This window comes from Butyrivibrio sp. MC2021 (assembly GCF_000621605.1).
Classification (GTDB): Bacteria; Bacillota; Clostridia; order Lachnospirales; family Lachnospiraceae; genus Butyrivibrio.
In genome coordinates this window covers 234972-260184 of record NZ_JHXX01000001.1, presented here as the reverse complement: position 1 = coordinate 260184, position 25213 = coordinate 234972, and the positions used below count along the sequence as shown (strand labels likewise).

Below are 25213 nucleotides of genomic sequence, written 5' to 3'. Positions count from 1 at the left end.
GCCATCCTTTTTTCTTAAATTATTTGACGCTTTTATAAATTGATTTAAACATATTTTTGTCCATAATAAACATGTCATGGGGATCATCTTTGTTTACACAGATATAATCCCCTTTCTGACCAACCATGTATTTCTCAGCATCCCAATAGGGGAACAGCTTGGTGGTCTTTTTAAGTTTTCTTGCATAAATATTATTCTCTCCGGAGGTAAGACATGCCTTAGCTACAGGCATAAGGGAAAATGTCTTGCCATTGTCGGCATTTTTGATGGTAGGCTGATAGTCCGCTACCTCAAGGACAAACTTCTTACGGGATCTCTGATAACTGCTCTTGAACTTCTCTTCCGATATCGGAGATACATAACCATACAAGTTGATGATAAGAACTGTATTTTCTTTGATCTCAACATTGATATCACCGCCGATAGTTCTGACAATGGCCATGGAACCTGGCTGGATAAACTCCTGAGGTCTTACATAACCCAAAACAATCGGAGGCGTTGTATAATGGTTCATCTTGGTAATATCCAGGGTTGTATTGACAGCATAGATGATATCGGAATTCTCAAAGTAATCAGACATTCTCTCTCTGATAATATTGCTGATAGAATGCCTCGCTGAATCATCATCAATTTCGGTATAATCGGAATAATGCTTAACGATCAGCTCATTCTTAAGCAGTCCACCGGACTTCTCTGTATGTCCTCCACCGGATCCGATATTTCTGGCTATATATGAGGCTAGCTCATCTGCTCTGGTCTCTTTGGAGCAGCTGCGAATAGAAAATTTCACTCCAAAAGATAGAACACTGTATACAAGGCAAACGTCTATGGAATCTACTGCAACGATGAAGTCTCCTATTAGTCCTAAAATATTGGGATCGCAGGGCTCACTTCTCAAAATCGCATAGCGCTGATCCTTGTGATATTCCACACCCAGCATGGCAACTCCGGCTATTCTGGCTTCCTTCAGGGTAAGATTCATATTCTTGAGCTTAAGAATAAGGCTCTTATCATAGGGAAGTGTATCTATCATATCTCGGTCCAGCGGGTGGGAAACCTCTGAAAAAGCGTTGGTGTCGGAGTATAATCCATAATAAAGAGCAGTTCCCACTGCGGTATCGATAAAGTATTCCTCATCCTCTATCTTGAGAAGGTTCCAGATAACCGAACAACAGCTGCCAAGATTACTTCTAACCTCATTCTCTTTAGGGAGCTTACCTGTAACCTGATGGTGATCGATAACAGCCACATTCTCAGCCTTGAACTTCTTGACATTGCCTTCTCCATACTGACAGTCTGTTAAAAGAAGTAATTCCGGTTTAGACTTAAGAGTATCAACATATTCGATCGGAATCTTAAGCTCATCTATAAGATAAACCAGATTGCTCTTGCTGATCTCGAAGTTACCGGAATATATAAGTCTGACATTCTTCTTATGTTTCTCAAAAAACTTATACAGAACAAAACCTGAACAGATAGCATCTGCATCAGGATTGTCATGACATTGTATTGTTATATTCTCATACTTAAGTAAGCTTGATAATTTCATGAAAAAATACCTCTTCATGTCATTATATATCAAGAAAAGGTATTTTTTGTGAAAAATGTAATATTTTTTTAATATTTTATCTAAATTCGGTGGAATAATAAGGAACGATTATTGTTTCACCGGCATTAAGTGTTGAGGCTGAATCAAGATTGTTGATTGAATTGATCTCACCAATATAGCTATTAAGAGAACTGTAACGTTCATCGTCGAAGTTGGCACTGGCAATAGACCATACGGAATCACCGGAATGAACGGTTACTGTCTTGTAATACTTGTAATTGGTAACATGGTCTTCACCTTCCGCACCGGAAAGGATTGTAGAAAATGAAAAACATAATGTGAAGATGATAATGGCACAAATAACACCAAGGGCCATATACTGTCTTCTGATTATTCTCTGGCGTCTCAGCTGATTCCTGCGGATACGCTCCTCGCTATGACTGAAATATCTGGGATTATTATATAATGACGCTGCTGCTCTCATTGCTTCACTCATTCTCTTCACCTTAGACGACAATAAGTCGACTCCTTTCTGGCAAACATTCGTGCGGAACAACTGTTCTGTTAGTATAATACCGAACATACTTTTGGATGTCAAGGATTTTCGAACAAATTTTCCGAACAAATTTTCCGAACAGATATTTGCTTTTACCATCAGGTTATGCTATACTGTGTCTAATTAAAGATTTAGGAGGTATTCATGGAGAAAGGGAATATATCTAAGAAACAGCAGGAAATATTAGACTATATCAAGGAACAGACACTGGTAAGAGGCTTCCCACCGGCAGTAAGAGACATCTGCAAGGCTGTTAATCTCAAGTCCACATCTTCTGTACACTCTCATCTTGAGACTCTTGAGAAGAACGGATATATCAGAAGAGATCCCACCAAGCCCAGAGCTATCGAGGTTTGTGATGACGGCTTCAATATGGTCAGAACAGAGATTGTCAGTATTCCCGTAATTGGTCAGGTTGCTGCAGGTATGCCTATTCTCGCCGAAGAGAATATCGACTCATATATTCCGATTCCTGCCAGCATGTGTCCCAAGGGATCCGATGCCTTTATTCTCAATGTTAAGGGAGATTCGATGATCAATGCCGGTATTTTTAACGGCGATAAGATTTTTGTTCAGCAGTGCAACACTGCTAAGAACGGTGATCAGGTAGTTGCTCTTATTGATGACTCCGCAACGGTTAAGACATTTTATAAGGAGAACGGTCATATCAGACTCCAGCCAGAAAATGACACCATGGATCCTATTATAGTAGATGACTGCCAGATTTTAGGCAAAGTATTTGGAATCATGAGATTTTATTAAAAAAGAAGCAGGGCTCATTCGAGCTCTGCTTTTTCTATAGTCTTACCGTCTCTCCATATTCTCTCGAGATCGTAGAACAATCTGTTCTCTTTATCAAAGACATGTACGATGATATCACCGAAATCAAGAAGTACCCAGTTGCCAGTGTCGTAGCCTTCCACATCCTTGGTCATGTGTCCTGCTCTTCCGAGAACTTCCTGTACGCTGTCTGCCATAGCCTGAACCTGATTCACATTGGTACCGCTGGCAATTATGAAGTAATCTGCAAGGGTAGATATCTCGCTGATATCAATTACAGTAACGTCCTCGCCCTTTCGATCCTCAAGAGCATCGATTGCCATAAGTGCCATTTTCTTAGAAACTGCTAAATCTGCCATATACACCTCATTTTTATTTATAAAACTTTTTGTAGTACAGATAGGCATTCATTGTTGCCTCATCGCACTCTTTTCCTATAGTCTGTAAGTATAATACCGAATCGTGAAGTATGTGTGCAAGACATTTATCGATATCTGTAAAAGCCTCTTTACGAATTTCGTCCATCCCCTCCAGAGGTTTTCTGTTAGGTTCTATAAAATCAGCTATATAGACGATCTTCTCAAGCAGGGACATATCTTCCTTGCCGGTGGTATGCCATCTTATGGCATTGAGGATCTCTGTATCGTAGATATCATACTTAGCTCTGGCAAGATACATACCTGCCTTCGCATGAAGAAGTGAATGATTGCGTCTTTCAACTTCAGTGATCTCTATCTTGTTCTTTTCGCAAACCTTGATCTGTTCCTCATGAGACATGCATTTCGCACAGTCATGCAACATTCCTGCGATAAGAGCCTTCTCAACATCAGCACCGTGAACAAAGGCCATGCTGGCTGCAGTATATGCTACGCCTAAAGTATGGTCAAATCTATCGGGCTTAAGCTCTTTTTCAAGCTCTTTTCGAAGCTTTTGAGATATATCAAGTATCCTCATTTATACAATCCTTTGATACACATGAATTCTATGCACTCATCAGGCATCATATATCTTACACTGCGGCCTCTTTTAACTCTGTCTCTGATATCTGTTGAGGAAATATCAACTCTGTTAAAAGTCATAAGTCGTATATCAGCGTTATAGATTTTCTTGAGTTCTCTGCGCTTCTTATCAAGGGTTGGAAGATCGTCTTCCTCCCTGACAGCGGCGAGAATGATACAGGATGTCAGAAGCTCTTTTGCCTCGTACCAGGTATCGATTCCAATGATTGAATCAGCTCCAAGGATGAGATATAACTCATCACCGGGATACATCATCTTAAGATCCTGTATTGTATCAATTGTAAAACAGCCTTCCGGTTTGTCTATTTCAAGCCTTGAGCATGTAAAATACGGATTGTCACTGATGGCCATTTTGACCATCTGATATCTTACATCACCGCTTGATACCTGTGTTCTGTTCTTTAAATGGGCAAGATTGTTCGGGATAAAGATAACTCTGTCCAGATCAAACTGTTCTCTTGCCGCCTCTCCCAACAACAGATGTCCGTTGTGTATTGGGTCAAATGTTCCTCCTAGTATACCAATCCTTCTGCAGTCCATAATAAAGCCTCCTCTGGTATAAATAGAATATTATCAGTTCTTCTTTGACGCCTTGGGTAAAATAATCTTAGGTTCATACTTAAAGGGCTTATAAAGCACAAATCTTCTTCCGATAACCTGAACAAGCTCAGATCTGGTTCTCTCTGAAACTGTCACAGCTACGTCCTTAACATCCTCAACGCAGTTCTTAAGAACAGTTATCTTAACAAGCTCATGGGTATTGAAGGTCTCTTCGATAGCGCTTGTTATTTCAGGGGTAACAGTTGCTTTTCCGATCTGGAAAACGGGCTCAAGATCAGCCGCAAGGCTCTTTAAATAAGCTCTTTGTTTACTTGTAAGTGTCATTACTCTTCTTCCTCTTCATCTTCTACTGAATCATCAAACACAGGCTGAGTATCTGCGTTTCTGTAATATTCAAATTTGAATCCATACATTCTGACTGTATCGCCTTCCTGAATATGGAGCTTCTCAAGTTCATCGAGAATTCCGTTATCAGCAAGGAACTTCTGGAAGAATGCGAAACCTTTTTCGGATTCAAGATTGGTGTAACCAAGCATCTTTTCAATCTTAGGTCCTTCAATAACATATTCTGCTTCTTCCTGGTCGTAAAATACTTCAAAGGCCTCATCCGCTGTTCTGAGAGCCTCCTCAGGGAAGTATTCCTGTTCAAATACAATAGGCTTCTCCTGGATCTCGGAAAGCGTCCTACTTACATAGTATAACAGTTCATTAACCCCTTTTCCAGTTAGGGTAGATATGGCAAAAACCTTGACTCCAAGGGGTTCATACTGATCCCTTATCTTCTGAATTATCTCTGCGTCTTCGCCTTCAGGAAGCATATCTATCTTATTGGCAGCAATAACCTGTGGCTTTTTGGTGATATCTGCATTGTATCCTGCGAGCTCGTTGTTGATGAGTTCGATATCCTCCAGGGGATCACGTCCTTCTGTTGACGCTGCATCCACCACATGGATCATCATTCTTGTTCTCTCAATATGGCGAAGGAACTCATGGCCAAGTCCTGCGCCCTCTGATGCTCCCTCTATAAGACCGGGAATATCAGCCACAACGAAGCCTCTTGCATCATCAAGGTCCACTACACCAAGCATTGGAGTAAGGGTTGTGAAATGATAATTGGCAATCTTGGGCTTTGCATTGGATACCTTGGAAAGGAAAGTTGATTTTCCAACATTGGGGAATCCAACCAGGCCCACATCAGCAATAACCTTAAGCTCCAAAAGAACCTCGAGCTCCAGGGCGGGCTGTCCGGGCTGTGCATATTTTGGTGCCTGCATGGTGGATGTGGCGTAATGCATATTGCCATTTCCGCCTTTTCCGCCCTTAAGGACTACCATTTCTTTATTATCGCGGCTCATATCTGCAATGACCTTGCCGCTCTCTGCTTCTTTTATTACAGTTCCTTCAGGAACCTTTATGATAAGGTCGCTGCCGTTCTTACCATGGCAACGTCTCTTGTTTCCATCCTGACCGTTTTCGGCTTTATATTTTCCGCCGTAATGGAAGTCCGCAAGAGTATTAAGGCCTTCATCTACCTGAAAGATGATATCTCCGCCTTTTCCTCCGTCTCCACCGTCGGGGCCGCCGTTAGCCACAAATTTTTCTCGTCTGAAGGAGATGTGGCCGTCTCCACCTTTTCCGCTGGATATAAATATTTTCGCTTTATCTACAAATACAGGCATGTCCAAATCCTCTTATGTTGTCTTCGGGTACTAATAATATAATAACAAATTCTATTTCAAAAAATAAGGCTTCAAACTGTTTATAAGTTTGAAGCCCGATTAAATACCTGATTACTTATTCTCTACAGGATGAACGCTAGCCTGCTTTTTATCTCTGCCCTTGCGCTCAAATCTAAGAACACCATCAACAAGTGCAAATAATGTGTCATCGCTACCGATTCCAACATTAACACCAGGATGAATGTGTGTTCCACGCTGTCTGTATAAAATATTACCGGCCTTTACGAATTGTCCGTCAGCTCTTTTTGCTCCAAGTCTCTTGGATTCTGAATCTCTACCGTTCTTGGTTGATCCAACACCCTTCTTATGAGCAAAAAATTGAAGGTTCATATTCATCATGACTTATTCCCTCCTAAATTTAATGTTCAAATACTTTTTACCATATTGCTGATAAATTGATTCAATACCAAGTTCGAATGATCTTATTAATAGGTCTGCATCATGAGATGGTTCCTGTAAAAAGGAAAATCTTATGATACCCTTGTCCTCATCCTGAAAAACATCGATCTCATCTCCTGTAAGTGTATCAAGAGAATTGATGGTGTTGATAGTAAGGACTGAAATTGCGGAACAAACTATGTCGTTGCCGTAATCATCAAAACCGGCATGTCCGTTGCACTCAATACTCTTATAAGCATCATTGGATGTCTTGGTGAAAATAATTGATGTCATATTATAATGAGATCTTGTTGATCTTTACGAGAGTGAAAGGCTGTCTGTGACCATTCTTCTTGTGATAGCCTGTCTTTCTCTTGTACTTGTAAACGATAACCTTCTTATCACGGCCCTGCTCAACAACAGTTGCGCTAACCTTTGCTGCGCTAACATCGCCAGCAACCTTAAGAGTACCATCATTTACTGCAATAACATCAAATGTTACTTCTTTTCCGGATTCAACATCAAGCTTCTCAACTTTGATCTGATCTCCCTCGGAAACCTTGTACTGCTTACCACCAGTTACAATAATTGCGTACATAAGTTACCTCCTTCTTCAAAAAACTCGCTAACTTCGGCGGGGCTAAAGGGCCCACTTATGCCTAGTTAAGCGGCATACCATGATATATTAACACTATTGTTTTATAATGTCAACATCTAAACTCTCATCTTTTAATATTTCTTTCAGCGATTTATCGTTTTTGTTTCTTGTAAGCTCCATAATGCCAAGGCCGGTAACATCGATAAAGTTGGTATGTACAGGGTCAAGTCTGCAAAGATTCTTAACTTCCGATATAAGTCTTTCGTTAGATTCTTCATTTTTCATATTAATGAAATCTATAAGAATCATGCCGGTAAGATTACGTAGTCTTATCTGCCTCATGATCTCTTTGGCAGCTTCCAGATTAACTTTCTCAGATATATCGTTCTTACCCTGAATGGCCTTTCCTGTATTTACATCAATGGCATTGAAGCTCTCAAGCTGTTCAATTATAAGATAAGCACCGCTTTTGAGCCATACTCTGCTCTTTAGAAGTTCCTGGATCTTGGAGCCTATTCCCCAGATTCCGGAATCCTCTTTTATATCATATGAATCTATACCGTGGGACCTGAGGAAATTGACAGCCCTGGTAATGTGTGGATCCATGGGATCATCGCTGTCACCGTCAGCACAATAAAGCAATGTTCCTGTAGTACGGGTCCTTCCGCACTTAATCAACTCCTGAAGGCGATCATACTGCTTCTTTATGTCTTCCATCAGGATATCAAATCGCTCATCCTCTTTCAGATAAGCAGCATCTGTTCTTACCAGGATACCAATTGTATTATCCGCAAGAAGATCTTTACATTTTTCCTTAAGCACTTCTGTAAGAATTCGCCTGAGGCTGTCCTCAATCTTTAGAGAACATCCGACACCGTTTCGCCCCAGAGTAACAACACAATACTTCCCGGAAACTGAAATGGTTGTTGTGAGCTTGGTCTTCTTAGTCTTAATAGCCTCGGAATCGACCTGGACTATTATTTCATCCTGTGCACGAAGTTTATCAGTATCGGAAAGGCTTCTATTGATAACACATGCTTTATTGATGTTATCCATTGGCAAATAGCCAATCTTGTCCTCTGAATATCTGACAAAAGCTGCATTCAGGTTCTTAACAATATGGTCAACCCTGCCCAGATATATGTTTCCGGTTTCTCTGGCCCTGACAAAAGAGATAAACTCAAGCTTATCGTCTATAAGCGCAGCTACCAGAGGAATGCCGTTATACTTCGACTTAATGATCATAGCCTGATTCATGATTACACCTGTGCATCGCTTAAATAAAACCTTTTTGAGGTATCATCCGTTATAAAAGGCTCAGTATAGTGCTTTTCGCCTTCAAAGCCCTCTTTATAGGTATCAACTCTGTGAATCTTAAGAGCATTCTTGTTGAATTCTTTTCCTTCAAAAGCAAAGAAGCCTTCAAACAAAAGCGTAGGCTTTAAGGTAGCTGCGCTGCTCATACTAAGGAGAATATCAAGCTCCTTGGCATCCTTATCAAGACTGTATTCAAAGATCATAGGCCTCATGTCGATCTCTTTTTCACCGCTCTTGGTCTTCTTCATGGCAGGAAGTTTGTCCTGAGAGATATATTTCTCAAATTCTGAAGTCCAGTCAAAGTCAGGCATAAGATTTTCTCTGAAGGAAAGTTTGTACCTTGCAGCGAAGGATGATGTCATAGCCTTGCCATCCTTGTCGGAAAGCTCAGTAACTGCAAGGATCTTGATTCCTTCATTCATAACGCTGTTGAGTCTGTCCATGATATCCTGAGTTGAAGTCATGGAGTTTACAGTCATATCCATATATTCGCCGTCACTGGTGGCACCAACACTCAATGGCTGGGCAAAAGAGATCACCTGATGAGGGCTGAAACCTTCAGAATACTTAACATCTATATCAGCTCTTCTGATGGCTTTCTGAAAATATCGCATTACGTCCAAATGTCCAATGAACTTGATGGGACCGTTTTTGCTGAATTTAAGTCTTAATTTATGCATTGTTTCGGCCCTCCTTACATACACCTACTCCATAGGAAGCCGCACCGCAGCCAAGACACTGCTGTCTGCAGTTTGAAGACTTTTTGCCTTCCTGTGAAGCGTGCCATTCTCTTAAAAGGAATGCCTTGGTAACGCCGGCATCTATCATATCCCATGGGAATATCTCGTCATCGGTGCGATTTCTTGTGGTATAGAAGAACGGATCAACGCCACATTCCTTAAAGGTATCCATCCATACATCAAATTTGAAGTACTCGCCCCAGGCATCGAAAATGCAGCCCTTCTTATAGGCTTCCAGGATTACCTTGCAAAGCTTTCTGTCGCCTCTTGCCAGAACACCTTCCATCATACTGGCATCAGCTTCATGCCAGTTGTATTTGATATGCTTCTGATTGATCTGAGCCATGATTCCTTTTCTGGTCTTATTGGCCTTATCAAGGAATTCCTCCTTGGTGTTCATTCTTGCCCACTGGAATGGTGTAAAGGGCTTTGGTACAAAGAATGAAGTGCTGGCTACGATATCAATTGCTCTTCCGTTACGTTTATCCTTGGGAAGAGTCTCATAGTAAAGAGCAGCAATCTTGTTGGATATATCTCCGATTCCGAGAATATCATCATCGGTTTCACCGGGAAGTCCCAGCATAAAGTAAAGCTTAACCTTATTCCAGCCACCCAGAAATGCCTGCTGAGAGCCTCTTAAAATATCCTCTTCAGTAAGTCCCTTATTGATAACATCCCTCATTCTCTGGGTTCCGGCCTCAGGAGCAAACGTAAGACTGCTCTTTTTTACGTCCTGAACCTTGCTCATTACATCAAGAGAGAACGCATCAATTCTAAGAGATGGCAGTGATATATTTATCTTCTTCTCATTACAATGTTCGATCAGGAAGTCGATGAGCTCAGGAAGCTGTGTGTAATCGCTTGAACTCAACGAGCTGAGAGAAATCTCCTCATATCCGGTATTTGCCAGGGCTTCAAGCGCAAGCTTTTTAAGTCTCTCAACGTTCTTTTCCCTGAGAGGTTTATAGAGCTGTCCTGCCTGACAGAACCTACAACCTCTGATGCAGCCACGCATAACTTCAAGAACCACTCTGTCCTGAGTGATCTTGATATAGGGTACAACGGGCTTGGTAGGATAAAACATGTCATTCAGGTCAAGACACATTTCCTTTTTGATTGTTGCAGGTATGTCATCATAAACAGGCCTGATCTCTGCAATTATTCCGTCTTCCTTGTAGGAAATATCAAAGAGTGAAGGAACATAGATTCCGGGGATCTTGGCACATTCATGGAGGAAATCTTCTCTGGAAATGCCCTCAGCCTTAGCCTTTTTGTAGAGATCAAATAGCTCTCTGTATCTGGTTTCACCTTCACCGATATAGAAAATGTCAAAGAAATCAGCAATGGGCTCAGGATTATAAGTACAAGGGCCACCACCGATGACAATAGGATCATCCCAGGTCCTGTCTTTAGTCAGAAGCGGTATGCCTGAAAGATCAAGCACCTGGAGAATGTTGGTGTAACACATCTCATATTGAATTGTGAATCCCAGGAAATCAAAGTCTTTTACCGGATCCTGTGATTCAAGCGCAAAAAGCGGAATGTTTTTACTCCGAAGAAGTTCATCCATGTCGGTCCAGGGTGAATAAACCCTCTCACACCAAACATCTTCATAAGAGTTAAACATTCCGTACAAAATCTGAATTCCCAGATGAGACATTCCTATTTCGTAAACATCAGGAAAACAAAAGGCAAATCTGATATCAACCTTAGATTTGTCTTTTGTAACCGAGTTGACTTCGTTGCCTATATATCTTTCCGGTTTCTCGATACTAAGCAGGATGTCATCTGAAAGAGCTAAATTATAATTCATATCTTTTCCTTATCTTCGTGACAGTTCGTCGGTAATATCCTCCCAGCTGACATTTTTTTCAGCCATAAGGACCATCATATGATACAGGAAATCAGACATTTCGTAAACCACTTCGTTGTCATTGGGGTTCTTCGCGGCTATAACCATCTCTGTAGCCTCTTCACCAACCTTCTTGAGGATCTTGTCGATACCTTTGTCAAAAAGGTAATTGGTATAAGAACCCTGTCTCGGATTAACTTTACGGTCTTTTATGACCTCATAGACACTATCCAGAACCTTCTGAGGATTCTTTTCGCTATACTGCTTGCTGGCAATCTCGTTATAGAAGCAAGAATAGCTGCCGGTGTGGCAGGCTGCGCCAATCTGCTTGACCTTCGCAAGGATGGTATCAAGGTCACAGTCAGCATAAAGAGACTTCACATACTGGAAATGACCGCTGGTTTCACCCTTAAGCCAGAGCTCATTACGACTTCTGGAAAAGTAGGTCATCTTTCCTGTCTTCAAAGTATTATTATATGCTTCTTCGTTCATATATGCCAACATCAAAACCTGATCCGTGCGATAGTCCTGAACAATAACAGGAACCATGCCGTCTGAGTTCTTTTTAAGATCGGCAAAAGAAAATTCAGGCTCTAGAACATCGATAGGGATATTCTTGGATAAACATTCGGTTTTATATCCATCAATCTTATCAGAATTCTCAGAAATAAAAGGGCCGCTAATTCCGGAAAGTCTCTCATCAGTTAAAAGCCCTGTCACTTCACCGGTAAAATCAGCATCAGCAAAAATGATCACCGGAAGGTCAGTATCCGAAACAATCTCATCCTCTTTACCGGATAGGCAAACCAGTTCCTCACAATATTTTTCAGCTTTTTCCTTGTTTGAAAGAATATCAGCTTTCTGTCTGTATGTTATAAGAATCTTATCTTTACCGAATTTATCAGATACTTCTTCGGTGATCTCCACATTAAGTCCATCGGAATAATCAAGACAGGCTCTCTTGCATCCGGCATAAAGAAGTTTCTTGATATCTTCCATTCTCTTGACATTGCCGGCGCCTATAACAGGCACATCTGAGGCCTTACAGATATCCTTAAGAACATCAAGGGCTGCTTCATGAGCCTTATCATTTCCTGCCTGGGAAAGGTCAAAAACAAGTATCTCATCAGCGCCATTGTTGCTGTATTTTTCAGCTGCTTCCACAGCTGATTCAAATAAACATACATCTGAATCAAAATCAGACATTGCCTTTCCGTCTTTCAGATATATACAAGGGATAAAACGCTTTTTAAAACTCATATTATAAGGCTCCTTTTGTACTGAGAACGTCTTTAATCCTAGGGTCATAGCTTGAGGCTTCGTCCAAAGCTTTTGCAAAGGCTTTGAACATTGCTTCAATCTTATGGTGATCGTTAATACCTGTAATTACTCTCAAGTGGAGATTCATGGCAGCATTACAAGAAACAGCATAGAAAAACTCGCGAACAAGCTGGGTATCAAAATCTCCAACCATAGGAGCTGTGAAGTCAGCATCCATAACAAAATATGGTCTTCCACAGAGATCAACAGCGCTCATAACCAGAGACTCGTCCATGGGAAGAATCATGCTGCCGTATCTCCTGATGCCCTTCTTATCGCCAATTGCTTCTGCAATGGCTTTACCGAGAACTATTCCGGTATCCTCAACAGTGTGATGTCCGTCAACATTCAGATCTCCCTTAACCTTCACTTTGAGGTCAAAAAGACCATGTCTGGCAAATCCTTCAAGCATATGATCAAAAAATCCTATGCCGGTTTCTATCTCAACCTGTCCGGAACCGTCCAAATTCAGTGTGATTTCAATGTCAGTCTCTTTTGTTGCGCGTTTTATTGTTGCAATTCTGCTCACAATCTCGTTTTCCATAATTAGTATCTCCGCTATTATGATTACAAAATATTGTTGTTTGAATTCTAAACTATTTATAAAACTTGCATTTTATAGATAATTTAGAAAGTCTTCTTGCAATTTAGAAGCTGTTATTGCAATTACATATGATATATTATCGTTATTATCTATATCAGTCAATCCTCTATGGCGTTGACTAAATCAGTTAAACCTAACAGCTATGGAGTTAGCATGTGCAGTAAGTCCCTCTTCCTTAGCAAAGAGCTCGATATCCTCATGAACTTTCTCAAGGCCTTCTCTGGAATATGCGATAATGCTGGTCTTTTTCATGAAATCATCAACATTTAAGGGTGAGAAGAATCTTGCAGTTCTGTTGGTAGGAAGAATGTGGTTAGGTCCGGCGTAATAGTCTCCGAGAGGCTCAGATGAGTATTCGCCAAGGAATATCGCACCGGCATTCTTGATTTTGGTCATAACTTCAAAAGGATTCCTGGTAATGATCTCAAGGTGTTCGGATGCAACAGCATTAGCGGCATCAATTGCATCTTCCATGGTCTTGGCTACAAAAATATATCCGTAGTTATCCAATGACTTTCTTATGATTTCACTTCTTGAAAGAGTCTTCAAAAATTCTTCTATTTCTTTAGAAACTTTTTTGGCAACTTCCTCTGAAGTTGTTACAAGAATAGCGCTTGCCATTTCATCATGTTCTGCCTGAGATAAAAGATCCGCAGCCACGTATCTTTGATTGGCGGTTTCGTCGGCGAGAACAAGAATTTCACTGGGGCCTGCAATAGAATCAATTGATACGTGTCCAAAACATGCCTTCTTGGCAAGAGCAACGAAAATGTTTCCGGGACCTGTTATTTTATCAACCTTGGGTACACTCTCTGTTCCGAAAGCCATAGCTGCAATAGCCTGTGCTCCACCGGCTTTGTATACTTCAGTAACACCTGCTATGTCAGCAGCCACAAGTGTGCCGGGATTGACGCTTCCATCCTTTCCGGGAGGTGTGCACATAATAATTCTTTCAACACCTGCAACCTTGGCAGGAACAACATTCATAAGAACGCTTGAAGGATATGCAGCCTTGCCTCCGGGAACATATACACCGGAGATCTCAATAGGCATGATCCTCTGGCCCAGGATGCTGCCGTCTTCCTTTGTATCTATCCAGGAATTTCTCTTTTGTTTCTCGTGAAAGACTCTGATATTCTCAGCGCTTTTTTTCATTACTTCAACAAAAGCCGGATCAAGTTTTTTGTATGCTTCCTCAATCTCTTCTCTTGTAACAAGGATGTTTTCAGGAGTGATTTCGCATTTGTCAAACTTCCTTGTGTATTCAAATAAAGCGGCGTCTCCGTTTTTCCTGATATCTGTTATTATATCATTTACTGTTGCTTCATATTCTGAATAACTTCCGGGATTTCTTCCAAGAAGATTACCCAGAAGTTCATTTTTTGTTTCCTCTGTAAGTTCATAGATTTTCATATATCAAAGGTTCTCCTTCATTGCATTGATAAGTTTTCTAATTCTTTCCGTCTCCATCTGCATGCTGACCTGGTTGACGATCATCCTTGCGGAAAGAGGACAAATTTCCTCCAAAACCTCAAGGCCATTCTCTCTGAGGGTGGATCCTGTCTCTACAATATCAACAATAACATCCGATAAATTAACGATAGGGCCAAGCTCCACAGAGCCGTTCAGCTTAATGATATCAACTGTCTGGTGCTTCTGATTAAAGAAATAATCCTTGGCGATGTTGGGATATTTGCTGGCAACACGGATCATTTCTCTATGCTCTAAAAGTTCTTTCGCATCATGTGGTCCGCATACGCACATTCTGCATTTGCCAAAGCCAAGGTCAAGAACCTCGTATACTCTTCTGTTTTCTTCCATAATGGTATCAGCGCCCACAATACCGATGTCAGCTGCACCGTATTCAACATATGTGGGAACATCAGGGCCCTTTGCCAGGAAGAACTTAAGCTTCAGTTCCTCGTTGGTAAAAATCAGCTTTCTCGTCTTTTTATCAAGAATTTCCTCACATTCTATGCCGCATTTCTTCAGAATTTCCATGGTGGAATCCACCAGACGTCCCTTTCCAAGGGCAAAAGTAAGATATCTCATAAATTCACCTGTTAACCTTTCTTATAAGCAAGAGCTACCTTCTGTCCCTGCTTTCTGAGCTCAGCAGCCTTTGATAACTGTGCTTCAAAAGTGCTTTCGTCAAATTCCAGTAACAAGGGTGCCTGTTCATGTTCAATATCAAGATTCTGTCTGTAAAGAGCAGACATAAGGTCATCCAGGATGATAACAAAGCCTATAGCCGGTGACTCTTTTCCGTACTTGCCAAGAAGGGAATCATATCTGCCGCCCTTGGCTATAGCATCTCCGACGCCATAGGTATACGCGCTGAAGATAACTCCGGTGTAATAGTTGAATTTGCTGAGCATGCCAAGATCAAAGGATACATACTGGTTGCAGTCATACTCTTTCAACACCTGATACAAGCGTTTGAGCCTCTTGATAGCCGAAAGGGATCTCTGATTGGTAACTTCCTTCTCAGCATTATTAAGGGCCTCATCAGAACCGATAAATTCCGATACCTTAACTAAAAGGTCTTTATATTTCTCAGGAATTGATCTCTCAGCCATAATGCTCTCAGCAGCAAAATAGTTCTTCTGAACAATCTGCTCTCTGATCAGGGCCTCTGTCTCGTCATCAATTCCGGCATCTTCGCAGATCCCCTTGTAATAATCAGCATCACCGATACTAACCTGGAAATCGTTAAGTCCGGTGCTCTTTAGGGATTCGATCAAAAGAGCAATCATCTCAGCGTCTGCATAGACAGAATCATCATTAAAAAGCTCAACGCCGATATTATAATTTTCCTTGAGTTTGCCCTGCAGGTTGGAGACATTAAGAAATGACTTGCCCTGATAAGCTACTCTCACAGGATTGCCGTTATCCAGCATTGATTTGGAAGCACATCTGGCCACAGAAGGTGTAAAGTCAGGCCTTAGAACCAATGTGTTACCTTCTTTATCAAAAAACTTATATAATTCCTTGGCATCGGTGGCATTGATCTCCTCTGCAAAAACATCAAAGAATTCAAAGGTAGGAGTATCCATGTCTTCGTAGCCAAAAAGCTTCATCTTGTTATGGATTTTCTCAGTAACAATAATCCGATCGCTGCACTCTTTTCCGTAAATGTCTCTTACACCGTCAGGTGTATGTAATAAAACTTTAGTCATGTTAACCTCACTTTATTATGGTACAGTGGTAGTGTGATAATTCGCTAATATAATAAAGATTGTAACTTAAAGCCTGATTATTGTCAACAATATATCAATCCCGCCTGTCCAGATCCAGCTGTATGGCATCCAGATAGGGAATCAAAAGCCCGTTATCCCCTGGGGATTTAATCACAAAAGAATCATCCAGTTCATCTCTTCTAAAGCTCTTACGGCCGCCATTTTCGGCTCGTTTCCAAAATTCATTCAATTGTCTGTAGGGTAAATAATAGAACTCATTTCTGCCGGTATAGTAAATAAGAAAAAATGCGATACCATCCTGTTTTTCAAAGCTATCCATAAAGGAAACCTGATGGGGATGGATGTTTTCAAGAGCAAAAGTTTCGGCAGCACACTCTTTTGCGTCAAAACATACAGGAATACCCTGAACTACTCCGATATAGTCCACGGTACTTTTTTGATCAAAATATGCAAGGGTAATATGCCTTGTTTCTTTTTCGATGGTTATAGGTGTTATAGGTGTAGGAATCTTCTGTATAAGGGCCAGAGAGAGCTCCAGATAGCGCTCATTAGTCCTGTTTATCATATCCTCTAAAGTTGAACCTCTAAGACCTCTCGATTTCCAGGTTGGCATTATTACCCCTCTTTGAAGAACTTCCCGAATATTGCAGGAAGCTCTGCTCTGTATTCTTTTCCCCGAATGTCCCCAAATGCATCAGGAAGATCCTCGGGAAAGATAAGTCTGTAGCTGTGAAGAAGCTGATATTTAAGTGAGCCGATCTTCTGACCGCCGTATTTTACATCTCCTATTATAGGATGAGAAATACTTGCAAGGTGAGCCCTGATCTGATGGGGCTTACCGGTAATAAGCTTGACCTCCAAAAGAGTCAGGTCCTTGTCCCGATCATAGCTAACCGGCCTGTATTCGGTCTCTATATAGGTATATCTGTCATCTTTAGGGTCTTCCTTTTTGATAAAGACCTTGTTTTTCTCTTCATCCTTGTACAAATAGCCCTTTAACGTAATCTGTTCAGAAAGTTTGCCACTGACAATGGTCCTGTAGTACTTATGAACATTCCTGTCCTTCAGAAGCCCATTCATGGTGCGGGCACCCAAAAGGGACTTGGCACATATGACAAGGCCGCTGGTATTTCTGTCAAGTCTGTTACATACGGAAGGTCTGTAAGTATCAAGACTTTCAGCAGTAACCTCGCCCTTGTTATAAAGATAAAAGATCAGCCAGTCATTTAGACTTATATCTTTCGGCGTAGCCTTCTGTGTAAGTACGCCGGCAGGCTTATTTACAAGGATAATATTTTTATCCTCAAAAATGATCTTAATATCTCCAAGACTTTTTATAGCCTCTGCCTCTTTTGCGGAAAAAGGCTCAGCTGATGATGCATTGCTGCTCTTTCCCTTAAACTTCTCAAAGGTTTCATCAGAAAAAAAGATATTGATCTTATCTCCAACTTTGAGTTTCTCAGTTCCGGAGGCCTTTTTACCGTTTAAGGTAATATTTTTCTTACGAAGCATTTTGTATAAAAAGCCGGTGGAAGCTTCCGGAAAATAGGATTTCAGGAACCCGTCAAGCCTCTTATCTATTTGGTTTTCTCCGATTACGATTTCTTTCATATTGCTCCGATTATAATGATATTGAAAGAAGAACTGATGCTGCGGTCTGCACTGTTCCGGGAACCCAGGCATCCTCTATAGCCTGAGGATCGATATCCTTTTCAGCCCTGAGTTTCTCAAGCTGTTCCAATCTGCTGCAGAACTGATCAATATCCTTAAAAATCTTTATGCTGTAGCTGGAATAACCGCTTTGAGCCACCATCTTTTTGATATGCTTCTCACAGTCCTTTATATCCATCTTGGGATCGGAGGAATACATGCAGATATTCTTGTCCAGTACTGTAGAGGCATCAATATTATAATTGGTCTCATAAGAGGTAATAACGTGGTCATAATGTATCAAAAGACCACCCTTACTCTTCTCTATCTTTTCATGATCACTGTCGTTGCAAAAAGAAGCCTTAAGAAGCATTACAAGATTAACTCCGCTCCAACCGGTGGGAAGACAGCTAAGTGCTGCTATAATGCTAAGACCATTTTTCTGGGTCTTAAAGATCAAAAGTCCTGCCACATACAGCCCCACCGCAATCAAAAGACAGATGGCAGTCCTGATAATGGCAACCTTTCTCCTGTACTTGATATATCCAAAATCGCCCTTATAAACTTTAGAACTCATAATTACTCCATAAATAATATTATTCGCTTACATTAAGCGCTTTAAGCTCCTCTTCGGTAAGTTTCCTATACTCACCGGGAGAAAGACTTTCATCAAGCTTCAGCGGGCCCATGGAAAGTCTCTTTAAAAACAGTACTTCATTTCCGACTGCTTCCATCATTCTCTTGACCTGATGGAATCTACCCTCATGTATGGTCAAAAGAACCACAGGACGTCCCTCTTCATCAGGAGAAGCAACTTCTATCCGGGCAGGAAGTGTAAGATCAGGACTTCCATCGTCCCTAAGATCTCCGATATTTACTCCGGCTTCCAACTTGCTGATATCATTGTCAGACAGCTCGTGAGCAAGATGTACCTCATACACCTTATCAACATGCTTTTTGGGAGAAAGAAGTCTATGAATAAGGCCTCCGTCATCCGTCAAAAGGAGAAGTCCCTCTGTATCAATATCAAGTCTTCCTGCGGGGCTTAAGCCCTTCACATTCTCTTCTGAGAGAAGATCCAATACCGTCTCATTTCGTCCGTCTGTTGTTGCGGAAACAACACCGGCGGGCTTATAAAGCATATAATAATGGTATTTACTATATTCAAGGAGGATTCCGTCAAAGGAAATCTCATCCTTTGATTCATCAACATGTACATCCGGCTTGGTCACAACGACACCGTTAACTGTGCATCTGCCGTTTTTCAGATATTCTTTTATCTGTTTGCGGGTGCCTAGATCGTAGGTCCCCAGGAACTTATCTAAACGCATAAGACCTCACTAAAATGCTGCTTAAATCAATAAAGGCTGTCGCTATAGCGGCAGCCTTGTATGTATCAGTTAAGCATATCAAGATTTATAGATTCTTCAGCTGCGGGCTGTGCATAGATCTGATCTGATGAAACAGCCTCCGGCGGACGAAGATCCGCTCTGTTTGATCTGATTATTTCGCTGTACTGAGTAAGTGCAGAAAGAATGCTGTCATTGCTGGCAGTTACAGACTGTACAAGATCAACGCTATGCTGCTTGATTGATTCAATGATATCATCATTGTTTCTGCTGGTAGCATCGATTGACTGGGAAATAACATCCTCAACTCCCGCAAGGAGCTGGTCTGTGTATGCAACTGCTGAGGCCTTCATCTCGTTAGCTTCGTTCATGGCATTATCAAGAATCTCTTTTGCCTGCTTGGCAGCCTGTGAAACAACTTCATTGGCCTGCGCATATGCCTGCTGCATGATCTCGTGTTCATTGATAAGTTCGTTTGTATGAACTGTAGCTTCATCAATAAGGGCCTGCGCCTTCTGACGGGCATCATTTAAAATAGCCTCTTTATTGCTGATGATCTTCTGATATCTTTTAATTTCTTCAGGTGTCTTACTTCTGAGCTCTCTTAAGAGTTCATCAATTTCCTCTTTGTTAACAATGATCTTGGTTGCTGAAAGAGGCTGTGGTTTACAATTATCAATATAGGTCTCAATTTCGTCGATAAGCTGTTCAATCCTGCTTGTCATTATAATAATCCCCCTACTTTTTATTTCTGATCCACGAGATCAGATGTAGTAGTTTTTTTATGTCCGAATTTTTCATACAGAGTATCCGCAATAAAGCCGGGAACACAAGGAGTTATGTCCCCATTATAGCTGGCAATTTCTTTTACAACAGAACTGCTCAAATATGAATATTTCAGTGAAGTTGTTAAAAAGACTGTATCGACTTCGTTATGAGACAGCTCTTTATTGGTCTGAGCTATCTGGAGTTCATATTCAAAATCGGTTATCGCTCTAAGTCCCCTGATAACTGTATGAATATCTCTTTCCTTACAGTAGTCGATCATTAACCCGCCAAAGGAATCTATTTCAACATTATTAAGGTCTTTTATAGACTCTCTTAACATTTTAACACGTTCATCAAGGGTAAACAATGGAGTTTTAGCTGAATTGCACATCACAACCACTATTACCTTGTCAAACATCCTGGCGGCACGTGTAATAATATCCAGATGGCCATAGGTCACAGGATCAAAGCTTCCGGGATAAACGGCAATCTTCATTATTGTTCCTTTCTGTAAATAAAGACATGCTTATTTGTCTTGTATTCCTTTTCTCTTCTGACTTCAAAGCCAAAGTCACCGACAAATGAAAAGTCCATATCTACATCACTCTCAACGATTATCAAGGTATTCTCTGTTACATAATCCATAGCTGAAAGCTGGCTAAGAGTCCTCTCATACAGATCCTCATGATAAGGAGGGTCTATAAAAATAATATCAGCCTCCTGCTCATGAATATTTCGAAGCCCCATTACAACATCCTGTTTGAGCACAGTAGCTACATCCTCAAAATGAGTGGTTTTCAGATTGGCTGTAATGCACTTAACAGCATTGGCGGCATTTTCTATGAAATATGCTTTTTTAGCGCCTCTTGAAAGAGCTTCTATACCGATTCCGCCGCTGCCGGAGAAAAGGTCAATAAATACCGAACCGGGAACCTGTAACTGGATCATGTTAAAAAGTGTTTCTTTGATCCTGTCCTGGGTTGGTCTGGTATCGTTTCCTTCAGGAGTTACCAGTTTTAATCTTCTTGCAGAACCTGCAATTACTCTCATAATCTCACCTTTGTTCCCTTCGTATCACGGCTGGTTACCTTGAGGTGGCCAAGTTCCAGTTTCTTATCGTTGTGATCTATAGCTTTTTCTTCCTGGTCATTAAGGAAGAACGCATCCCTGATATAATCATTTTTGCCAAGTCTCATGCCTCTTACGCCAACAGCAGCCTTCTTCTTTTCAGGCACGGTTTCAACATAGAATCTAAGGAAAAATCCTTCGTTGGAACGCAAAATAACTGTTTTCTGGGCATGAAGAACAGTAACATTGACTACTTCGTCGTCATCATTGAGCTTGGTAGCAGCTACGGTTCTCTTGGAAACATCAAATTCTCCGCCGTCAACAATCTTTATCATAGACATCTTGGTTGTGAACATAAGTCTGTAGAGATTGAGATCGGACTGGCTGGCTGCAAGAACTATAGTCTCCTTGGATGTATCAAAATTACTGATATTATCGATAGGTACACCCTTGTCTCTCATCTTGGCCTGAGGAAGATCCATGGCCTTGACGGTATGAAGATTACCGGTATTGGTAAAGAAGCATACTTTTCCGGTATTTTTCATAACGAAGGAGAACTTGAATTCTGCTTCGATAGTCTCTTTGTTCTTCTCATAAGTATTGACATCAATGGTCTTGGCATATCCGAATCTGTCCATGATGAAAGCAACATCGATTTCTTCAACCGGTTTTTCCTCATAAACAGCATTCTCTTTATTGTCTATCTCTGTCTTTCTGGGAGTTCTGAACTCCTTCTTTATCTTGTTGAGTTCATCCTGAATCACCAGAGACATGGATTCATGACTCTCAAGTATATCCTCGTAGCGATAAATATTTGCTACGGTCTGCTCGTGCTCTTTTACCAAAGCGTCAAGCTCAAGGCCTATGAGTTTATAAAGCCTCATATCAAGAATAGCATCTGCCTGGGCATCTGTAAAAAGAAGCTGAGAAGCCATTGCTTTGGACTCACGGGACTTGAAGTTGATTCCGTCCGTAACGCCGTTAACAAGACAGTTCTTGGCCATGGGCCTGTCCTTGGAGCCTCTTAATATCTCAATAACAAGATCGATTACGTTGCAGGCCTTGATAAGACCTTCCTGAATCTCTTTCTTGTCCTGCTCTTTCTTAAGAAGAGTTGTGTACTTACGGGTTGCCACTTCGAACTGGAAATCCGCACATGCCCTCATAATTTCCTTAAGAGACATGGTCTCGGGTCTTCCGTTATCTATGGCAAGCATATTTACGCCGAAGGTATCTTCCAATTTGGTCTTCTTATAAAGAAGATTGGTAAAATTTTCGACATCAGTATCCTTTTTAAGCTCGATTACGATTCTGATACCTTCCTTGGAAGACTGATTGGAAATATCAACAATATCATTGGTGATCTTCTTCTCAGCAAGCTCTGCCACATCTGCCATGAACTTACCGATTCCCATACCGATCATGGTATAAGGGATCTCGGTGATTACAAGATTGATATGTCCGTTCTTGCCCTTCTCCGTTGTAACCTTGCCGCGAAGTCTTATTTTACCGGTACCGGTCTCGTATATGCTAAGGAGTTCATCCTTGTTGATAACAACGCCGCCGGTAGGGAAATCCGGTCCCTTGATGTACTTCATCAGATCCCTGGTAGTAAGAGAATCATCCTGAATATAGGCTATCTCTGCATCAATTACCTCAGCAAGATTATGAGGAGGTGTGCTGGTGGCCATACCAACAGCGATACCTTCTGAACCGTTTACCAGGAAATTAGGAATCTTAACAGGAAGAACCGAGGGCTCTTTCTCCGTCTCATCAAAGTTGGGAACAAAATCAACAACGTTTTTGTCCAGGTCCTCAAGGAAGTTCTCCTGTGTAAGTTTGGAGAGTCTTGCCTCTGTATAACGCATGGCAGCAGCGCCGTCGCCTTCTATATTGCCAAAGTTACCGTGGCCGTCTACCAAAGGTACAGTTTTCTTGAAGTCCTGGGTCATAACAACGAGACAGTCATAGATGGAACTGTCGCCGTGAGGATGATATTTACCCATGGTATCGCCAACAATTCTGGCACTTTTCCTATAGGGTCTGTCATATCTGATACCCAGCTCATACATATCGTAAAGGGTTCTACGCTGAACCGGCTTAAGACCGTCTCTGATATCAGGAAGTGCACGGGCAACGATAACGCTCATGGCATAATCTATGAAAGATTTCTGCATCAGGTCAGAATATTCGGTTTTTATAATTCTGTCTTCCACGCTTTTACCTCAAAATCTTTAAATATCAAGTGTCGCATCAGTTGCATACTGATGAATAAATTCTCTTCTCGGAGGGACATCAACGCCCATAAGAAGCTCCGTCATATGGGAAGCCATCTTGGCATCTTCAATCTCCACGGCCTTAAGAAGTCTTCTTTCGGGATCCAGGGTTGTCTCCCAAAGCTGTTCGGGATCCATCTCACCGAGACCTTTGTATCTCTGGAGAGTAAAAGAACCCTTGTGTGTATTTCTGTATTTAGCAAGGGCTGAATCATCATAGAGGTATTCCTCTTTGCCCCTTGCAGGAACTGCCTTATAAAGCGGAGGCATAGCAACATAAACATGCCCCTGATATATAAGCTCAGGCATAAATCTGTAAAACAGTGTCAGAAGCAGAGTCGAGATGTGCTCACCATCCACGTCCGCATCGGCCATGATAATGATCTTGTCATAACGAAGCTTGCTGATATCGAAATCATTGCCGTAGCCTTCGGAAAAGCCGCAGCCAAAGGCATTGATCATGGTCTTGATCTCTGCGTTGGCAAGGACCTTGTCGATACTGGCCTTTTCTACGTTGAGGATCTTACCTCTGATGGGAAGGATTGCCTGGAAGTTTCTGTCTCTTGCCATCTTGGCACTTCCGCCGGCGGAATCTCCCTCTACGATAAAGATCTCGCATTTGGATGCATCTTTGCTGATACAGTTAGCCAGCTTACCATTGGAATCAAAGGAGTATTTCTGCTTGGTAAGCATGTTTGTCTTGGCTTTTTCTTCAGTTTTCCTGATCTTGGCAGCCTTTTCTGCACAGCCGATGATTGATTTTAATGTTTCAAGATTACGGTCAAAGTATCTTGTAACCTCATCATTTGTGATCTTAGAAACGATCTTTGCCGCATCCTGGTTATCAAGCTTGGTCTTGGTCTGTCCTTCAAATCGTGGATCCGGATGTTTGATGGAAATAACGGCAGTCATTCCATTTCTTACATCTGTTCCGGTGAAGTTATTGTCTTTTTCCTTGAGGATGTTGAGCTCACGGGCGTACTGATTAATAATGTTGGTAAACATCGTCTTGAAACCGGTAAGATGTGTGCCCCCCTCAGCATTGTAGATATTATTACAGAATCCAAGAACCTCTTCGTGGAATTCATTAACATACTGGAATGCTACTTCTACCTCAACGCCTTCGCTCTCGCCGCTGAAGGAAACAACTTCATGTACAGATTCCTTGGACTTGTTCATATCCTTGATGAATCCGGTGATTCCGTCAGGCTCGTGGAATTCTATATATTCCTCAACTCCCGGTCTTTTATCCTGGAAAACTATGGTAAGCGACGGATTGAGATAAGCTGTTTCATGAAGCCTTGACTTGATATCATCCTCTTTGAATCTGGTCTTTTCAAAAATGGTATCGTCAGGCAGGAAATTGATGGCTGTTCCTGTTTCCTTGGTAGTACCGATAGGAACCAGAAGACCATCCTTTAACTCGGTGGTTGGGATACCTCTCTCATAAGTATCTTTATAAATATATCCGTCCTTCTTAACAACTACAGAAAGTCTTGTTGAAAGCGCATTAACAACAGAAGATCCCACACCGTGGAGACCTCCTGAGGTTTTATAAGCATTATTATCAAATTTTCCTCCGGCATGAAGTACGGTTAAAACAACACGCTCTGCGGAAACACCCTTGGCGTGCATCTCAACGGGAATACCTCTACCGTTATCTTCTACAGTAGCCGATCCGTCGGCTTCAAGAGTAACATGGATTTTGTTGCAGAAACCTGCAAGATGTTCATCTACAGCGTTGTCTACAATCTCATAAACCAGATGATTGAGACCCCTTGTAGTAACGCTTCCTATGTACATTCCGGGACGCTTACGAACAGCCTCAAGTCCCTCCAGTACGGTAATGCTGGAAGCATTATATTGTTCATTTGCCATGCTATAACCCC

28 protein-coding genes are annotated in these 25213 nt (G+C 41.5%); 1 reads left to right on the top strand and 27 read right to left on the bottom strand.

Annotated features, from left to right (window positions below; translation table 11 throughout):
• Nucleotides 1–19: 19 nt before the first annotated feature.
• Together T359_RS18895 and T359_RS21220 are read right to left on the bottom strand one after the other, a co-directional pair.
• The gene (locus T359_RS18895) at nt 20–1549 is read right to left on the bottom strand and encodes a DHH family phosphoesterase (protein ID WP_035783629.1); all 1530 of its coding nucleotides are present in this window, start codon (nt 1547–1549) and stop codon (nt 20–22) included.
• 76 nt (nt 1550–1625) lie between these two features.
• Entirely contained in the window at nt 1626–2045 is a 420-nt protein-coding gene (locus T359_RS21220) for a LysM peptidoglycan-binding domain-containing protein (RefSeq protein ID WP_051544842.1), read from the bottom strand.
• A 204-nt stretch (nt 2046–2249) separates the two neighbouring features.
• Here T359_RS21220 and lexA point away from each other — a divergent pair, with 204 nt between their 5' ends.
• Nucleotides 2250–2867 (top strand): transcriptional repressor LexA, encoded by a 618-nt coding sequence (gene lexA / locus T359_RS0101080; protein ID WP_026515867.1) that lies wholly within the window; start codon nt 2250–2252, stop codon nt 2865–2867.
• A gap of 14 nt (nt 2868–2881) precedes the next feature.
• On the opposite strand, the gene rsfS is transcribed toward lexA, so the two are convergent.
• The 25 genes from rsfS to T359_RS0100955 all read right to left on the bottom strand — a co-directional run bounded on the left by rsfS (nt 2882) and on the right by T359_RS0100955 (nt 25202).
• Nucleotides 2882–3244 carry a ribosome silencing factor gene (gene rsfS / locus T359_RS0101075; protein ID WP_026515866.1) on the bottom strand — a complete coding sequence of 121 codons (363 nt, stop codon included), beginning with the start codon at nt 3242–3244 and terminating at the stop codon, nt 2882–2884.
• A gap of 13 nt (nt 3245–3257) precedes the next feature.
• Complete coding sequence (yqeK, locus tag T359_RS0101070; protein ID WP_026515865.1) at nt 3258–3839, bottom strand: bis(5'-nucleosyl)-tetraphosphatase (symmetrical) YqeK; 582 nt, start codon at nt 3837–3839, stop codon at nt 3258–3260.
• The gene (nadD, locus tag T359_RS0101065; protein ID WP_026515864.1) at nt 3836–4444 is read right to left on the bottom strand and encodes a nicotinate-nucleotide adenylyltransferase; all 609 of its coding nucleotides are present in this window, start codon (nt 4442–4444) and stop codon (nt 3836–3838) included. The genes yqeK and nadD overlap by 4 nt, the downstream gene beginning before the upstream one ends.
• Before the next feature lie 33 nt (nt 4445–4477).
• On the bottom strand, nt 4478–4789 hold the full coding sequence (gene yhbY / locus T359_RS0101060) for a ribosome assembly RNA-binding protein YhbY (protein WP_026515863.1): 312 nt from the start codon (nt 4787–4789) through the stop codon (nt 4478–4480).
• Nucleotides 4789–6144 (bottom strand): GTPase ObgE, encoded by a 1356-nt coding sequence (gene obgE, locus T359_RS0101055; RefSeq protein WP_026515862.1) that lies wholly within the window; start codon nt 6142–6144, stop codon nt 4789–4791. Before obgE ends, yhbY begins: the two co-directional genes overlap by 1 nt.
• A 111-nt stretch (nt 6145–6255) precedes the next feature.
• Nucleotides 6256–6543, bottom strand: a complete 288-nt coding sequence (gene rpmA / locus T359_RS0101050) for a 50S ribosomal protein L27 (RefSeq protein WP_013280832.1) — start codon at nt 6541–6543, stop codon at nt 6256–6258.
• A 3-nt stretch (nt 6544–6546) separates the two neighbouring features.
• Entirely contained in the window at nt 6547–6876 is a 330-nt protein-coding gene (locus tag T359_RS0101045) for a ribosomal-processing cysteine protease Prp (RefSeq protein ID WP_026515861.1), read from the bottom strand.
• A gap of 1 nt (nt 6877) precedes the next feature.
• Complete coding sequence (gene rplU, locus T359_RS0101040) at nt 6878–7180, bottom strand: 50S ribosomal protein L21 (protein ID WP_026515860.1); 303 nt, start codon at nt 7178–7180, stop codon at nt 6878–6880.
• Nucleotides 7181–7273: 93 nt separating this feature from the next.
• Nucleotides 7274–8437: a ribonuclease E/G gene (locus T359_RS0101035; protein WP_026515859.1), complete on the bottom strand. Its 1164-nt coding sequence runs from the start codon at nt 8435–8437 to the stop codon at nt 7274–7276.
• A 2-nt stretch (nt 8438–8439) separates the two neighbouring features.
• Nucleotides 8440–9177 (bottom strand): TIGR03936 family radical SAM-associated protein, encoded by a 738-nt coding sequence (locus T359_RS18885; protein WP_051544841.1) that lies wholly within the window; start codon nt 9175–9177, stop codon nt 8440–8442.
• Entirely contained in the window at nt 9170–11050 is a 1881-nt protein-coding gene (locus tag T359_RS0101025; protein WP_026515858.1) for a TIGR03960 family B12-binding radical SAM protein, read from the bottom strand. Before T359_RS0101025 ends, T359_RS18885 begins: the two co-directional genes overlap by 8 nt.
• A gap of 9 nt (nt 11051–11059) precedes the next feature.
• Nucleotides 11060–12349, bottom strand: coding sequence for a bifunctional phosphoribosyl-AMP cyclohydrolase/phosphoribosyl-ATP diphosphatase HisIE (gene hisIE, locus T359_RS22010; protein ID WP_026515857.1), 1290 nt, complete (start codon nt 12347–12349; stop codon nt 11060–11062).
• A 1-nt stretch (nt 12350) separates the two neighbouring features.
• Nucleotides 12351–12938 carry an imidazoleglycerol-phosphate dehydratase HisB gene (gene hisB / locus T359_RS0101015; RefSeq protein WP_026515856.1) on the bottom strand — a complete coding sequence of 196 codons (588 nt, stop codon included), beginning with the start codon at nt 12936–12938 and terminating at the stop codon, nt 12351–12353.
• A 198-nt stretch (nt 12939–13136) separates the two neighbouring features.
• Nucleotides 13137–14426, bottom strand: a complete 1290-nt coding sequence (gene hisD, locus T359_RS0101010; protein WP_026515855.1) for a histidinol dehydrogenase — start codon at nt 14424–14426, stop codon at nt 13137–13139.
• A gap of 3 nt (nt 14427–14429) precedes the next feature.
• Nucleotides 14430–15065 (bottom strand): ATP phosphoribosyltransferase, encoded by a 636-nt coding sequence (gene hisG / locus T359_RS0101005; RefSeq protein ID WP_026515854.1) that lies wholly within the window; start codon nt 15063–15065, stop codon nt 14430–14432.
• A gap of 11 nt (nt 15066–15076) precedes the next feature.
• Nucleotides 15077–16192, bottom strand: a complete 1116-nt coding sequence (gene hisZ, locus T359_RS0101000; RefSeq protein ID WP_026515853.1) for an ATP phosphoribosyltransferase regulatory subunit — start codon at nt 16190–16192, stop codon at nt 15077–15079.
• Nucleotides 16193–16286: 94 nt separating this feature from the next.
• On the bottom strand, nt 16287–16826 hold the full coding sequence (locus T359_RS0100995) for a Holliday junction resolvase RecU (protein WP_026515852.1): 540 nt from the start codon (nt 16824–16826) through the stop codon (nt 16287–16289).
• Nucleotides 16827–16828: 2 nt separating this feature from the next.
• The gene (locus T359_RS0100990; protein ID WP_026515851.1) at nt 16829–17824 is read right to left on the bottom strand and encodes an RluA family pseudouridine synthase; all 996 of its coding nucleotides are present in this window, start codon (nt 17822–17824) and stop codon (nt 16829–16831) included.
• Between the two features lie 10 nt (nt 17825–17834).
• A complete protein-coding gene (locus T359_RS0100985; protein WP_026515850.1) occupies nt 17835–18440 on the bottom strand; it encodes a hypothetical protein in 606 nt (201 codons plus the stop codon).
• A gap of 19 nt (nt 18441–18459) precedes the next feature.
• Nucleotides 18460–19194, bottom strand: coding sequence for a pseudouridine synthase (locus T359_RS0100980; RefSeq protein WP_026515849.1), 735 nt, complete (start codon nt 19192–19194; stop codon nt 18460–18462).
• A 65-nt stretch (nt 19195–19259) separates the two neighbouring features.
• On the bottom strand, nt 19260–19937 hold the full coding sequence (locus tag T359_RS18880) for an ATPase (RefSeq protein WP_035783436.1): 678 nt from the start codon (nt 19935–19937) through the stop codon (nt 19260–19262).
• Between the two features lie 20 nt (nt 19938–19957).
• Nucleotides 19958–20476 carry a pantetheine-phosphate adenylyltransferase gene (gene coaD / locus T359_RS0100970; protein WP_026515848.1) on the bottom strand — a complete coding sequence of 173 codons (519 nt, stop codon included), beginning with the start codon at nt 20474–20476 and terminating at the stop codon, nt 19958–19960.
• A complete protein-coding gene (gene rsmD, locus T359_RS0100965) occupies nt 20476–21030 on the bottom strand; it encodes a 16S rRNA (guanine(966)-N(2))-methyltransferase RsmD (protein ID WP_026515847.1) in 555 nt (184 codons plus the stop codon). The genes coaD and rsmD overlap by 1 nt, the downstream gene beginning before the upstream one ends.
• The gene (locus T359_RS0100960; protein ID WP_051544999.1) at nt 21027–23225 is read right to left on the bottom strand and encodes a DNA gyrase/topoisomerase IV subunit A; all 2199 of its coding nucleotides are present in this window, start codon (nt 23223–23225) and stop codon (nt 21027–21029) included. Before T359_RS0100960 ends, rsmD begins: the two co-directional genes overlap by 4 nt.
• A gap of 57 nt (nt 23226–23282) precedes the next feature.
• The gene (locus tag T359_RS0100955; RefSeq protein ID WP_026515845.1) at nt 23283–25202 is read right to left on the bottom strand and encodes a DNA gyrase/topoisomerase IV subunit B; all 1920 of its coding nucleotides are present in this window, start codon (nt 25200–25202) and stop codon (nt 23283–23285) included.
• Between the last annotated feature and the right edge of the window lie 11 nt (nt 25203–25213).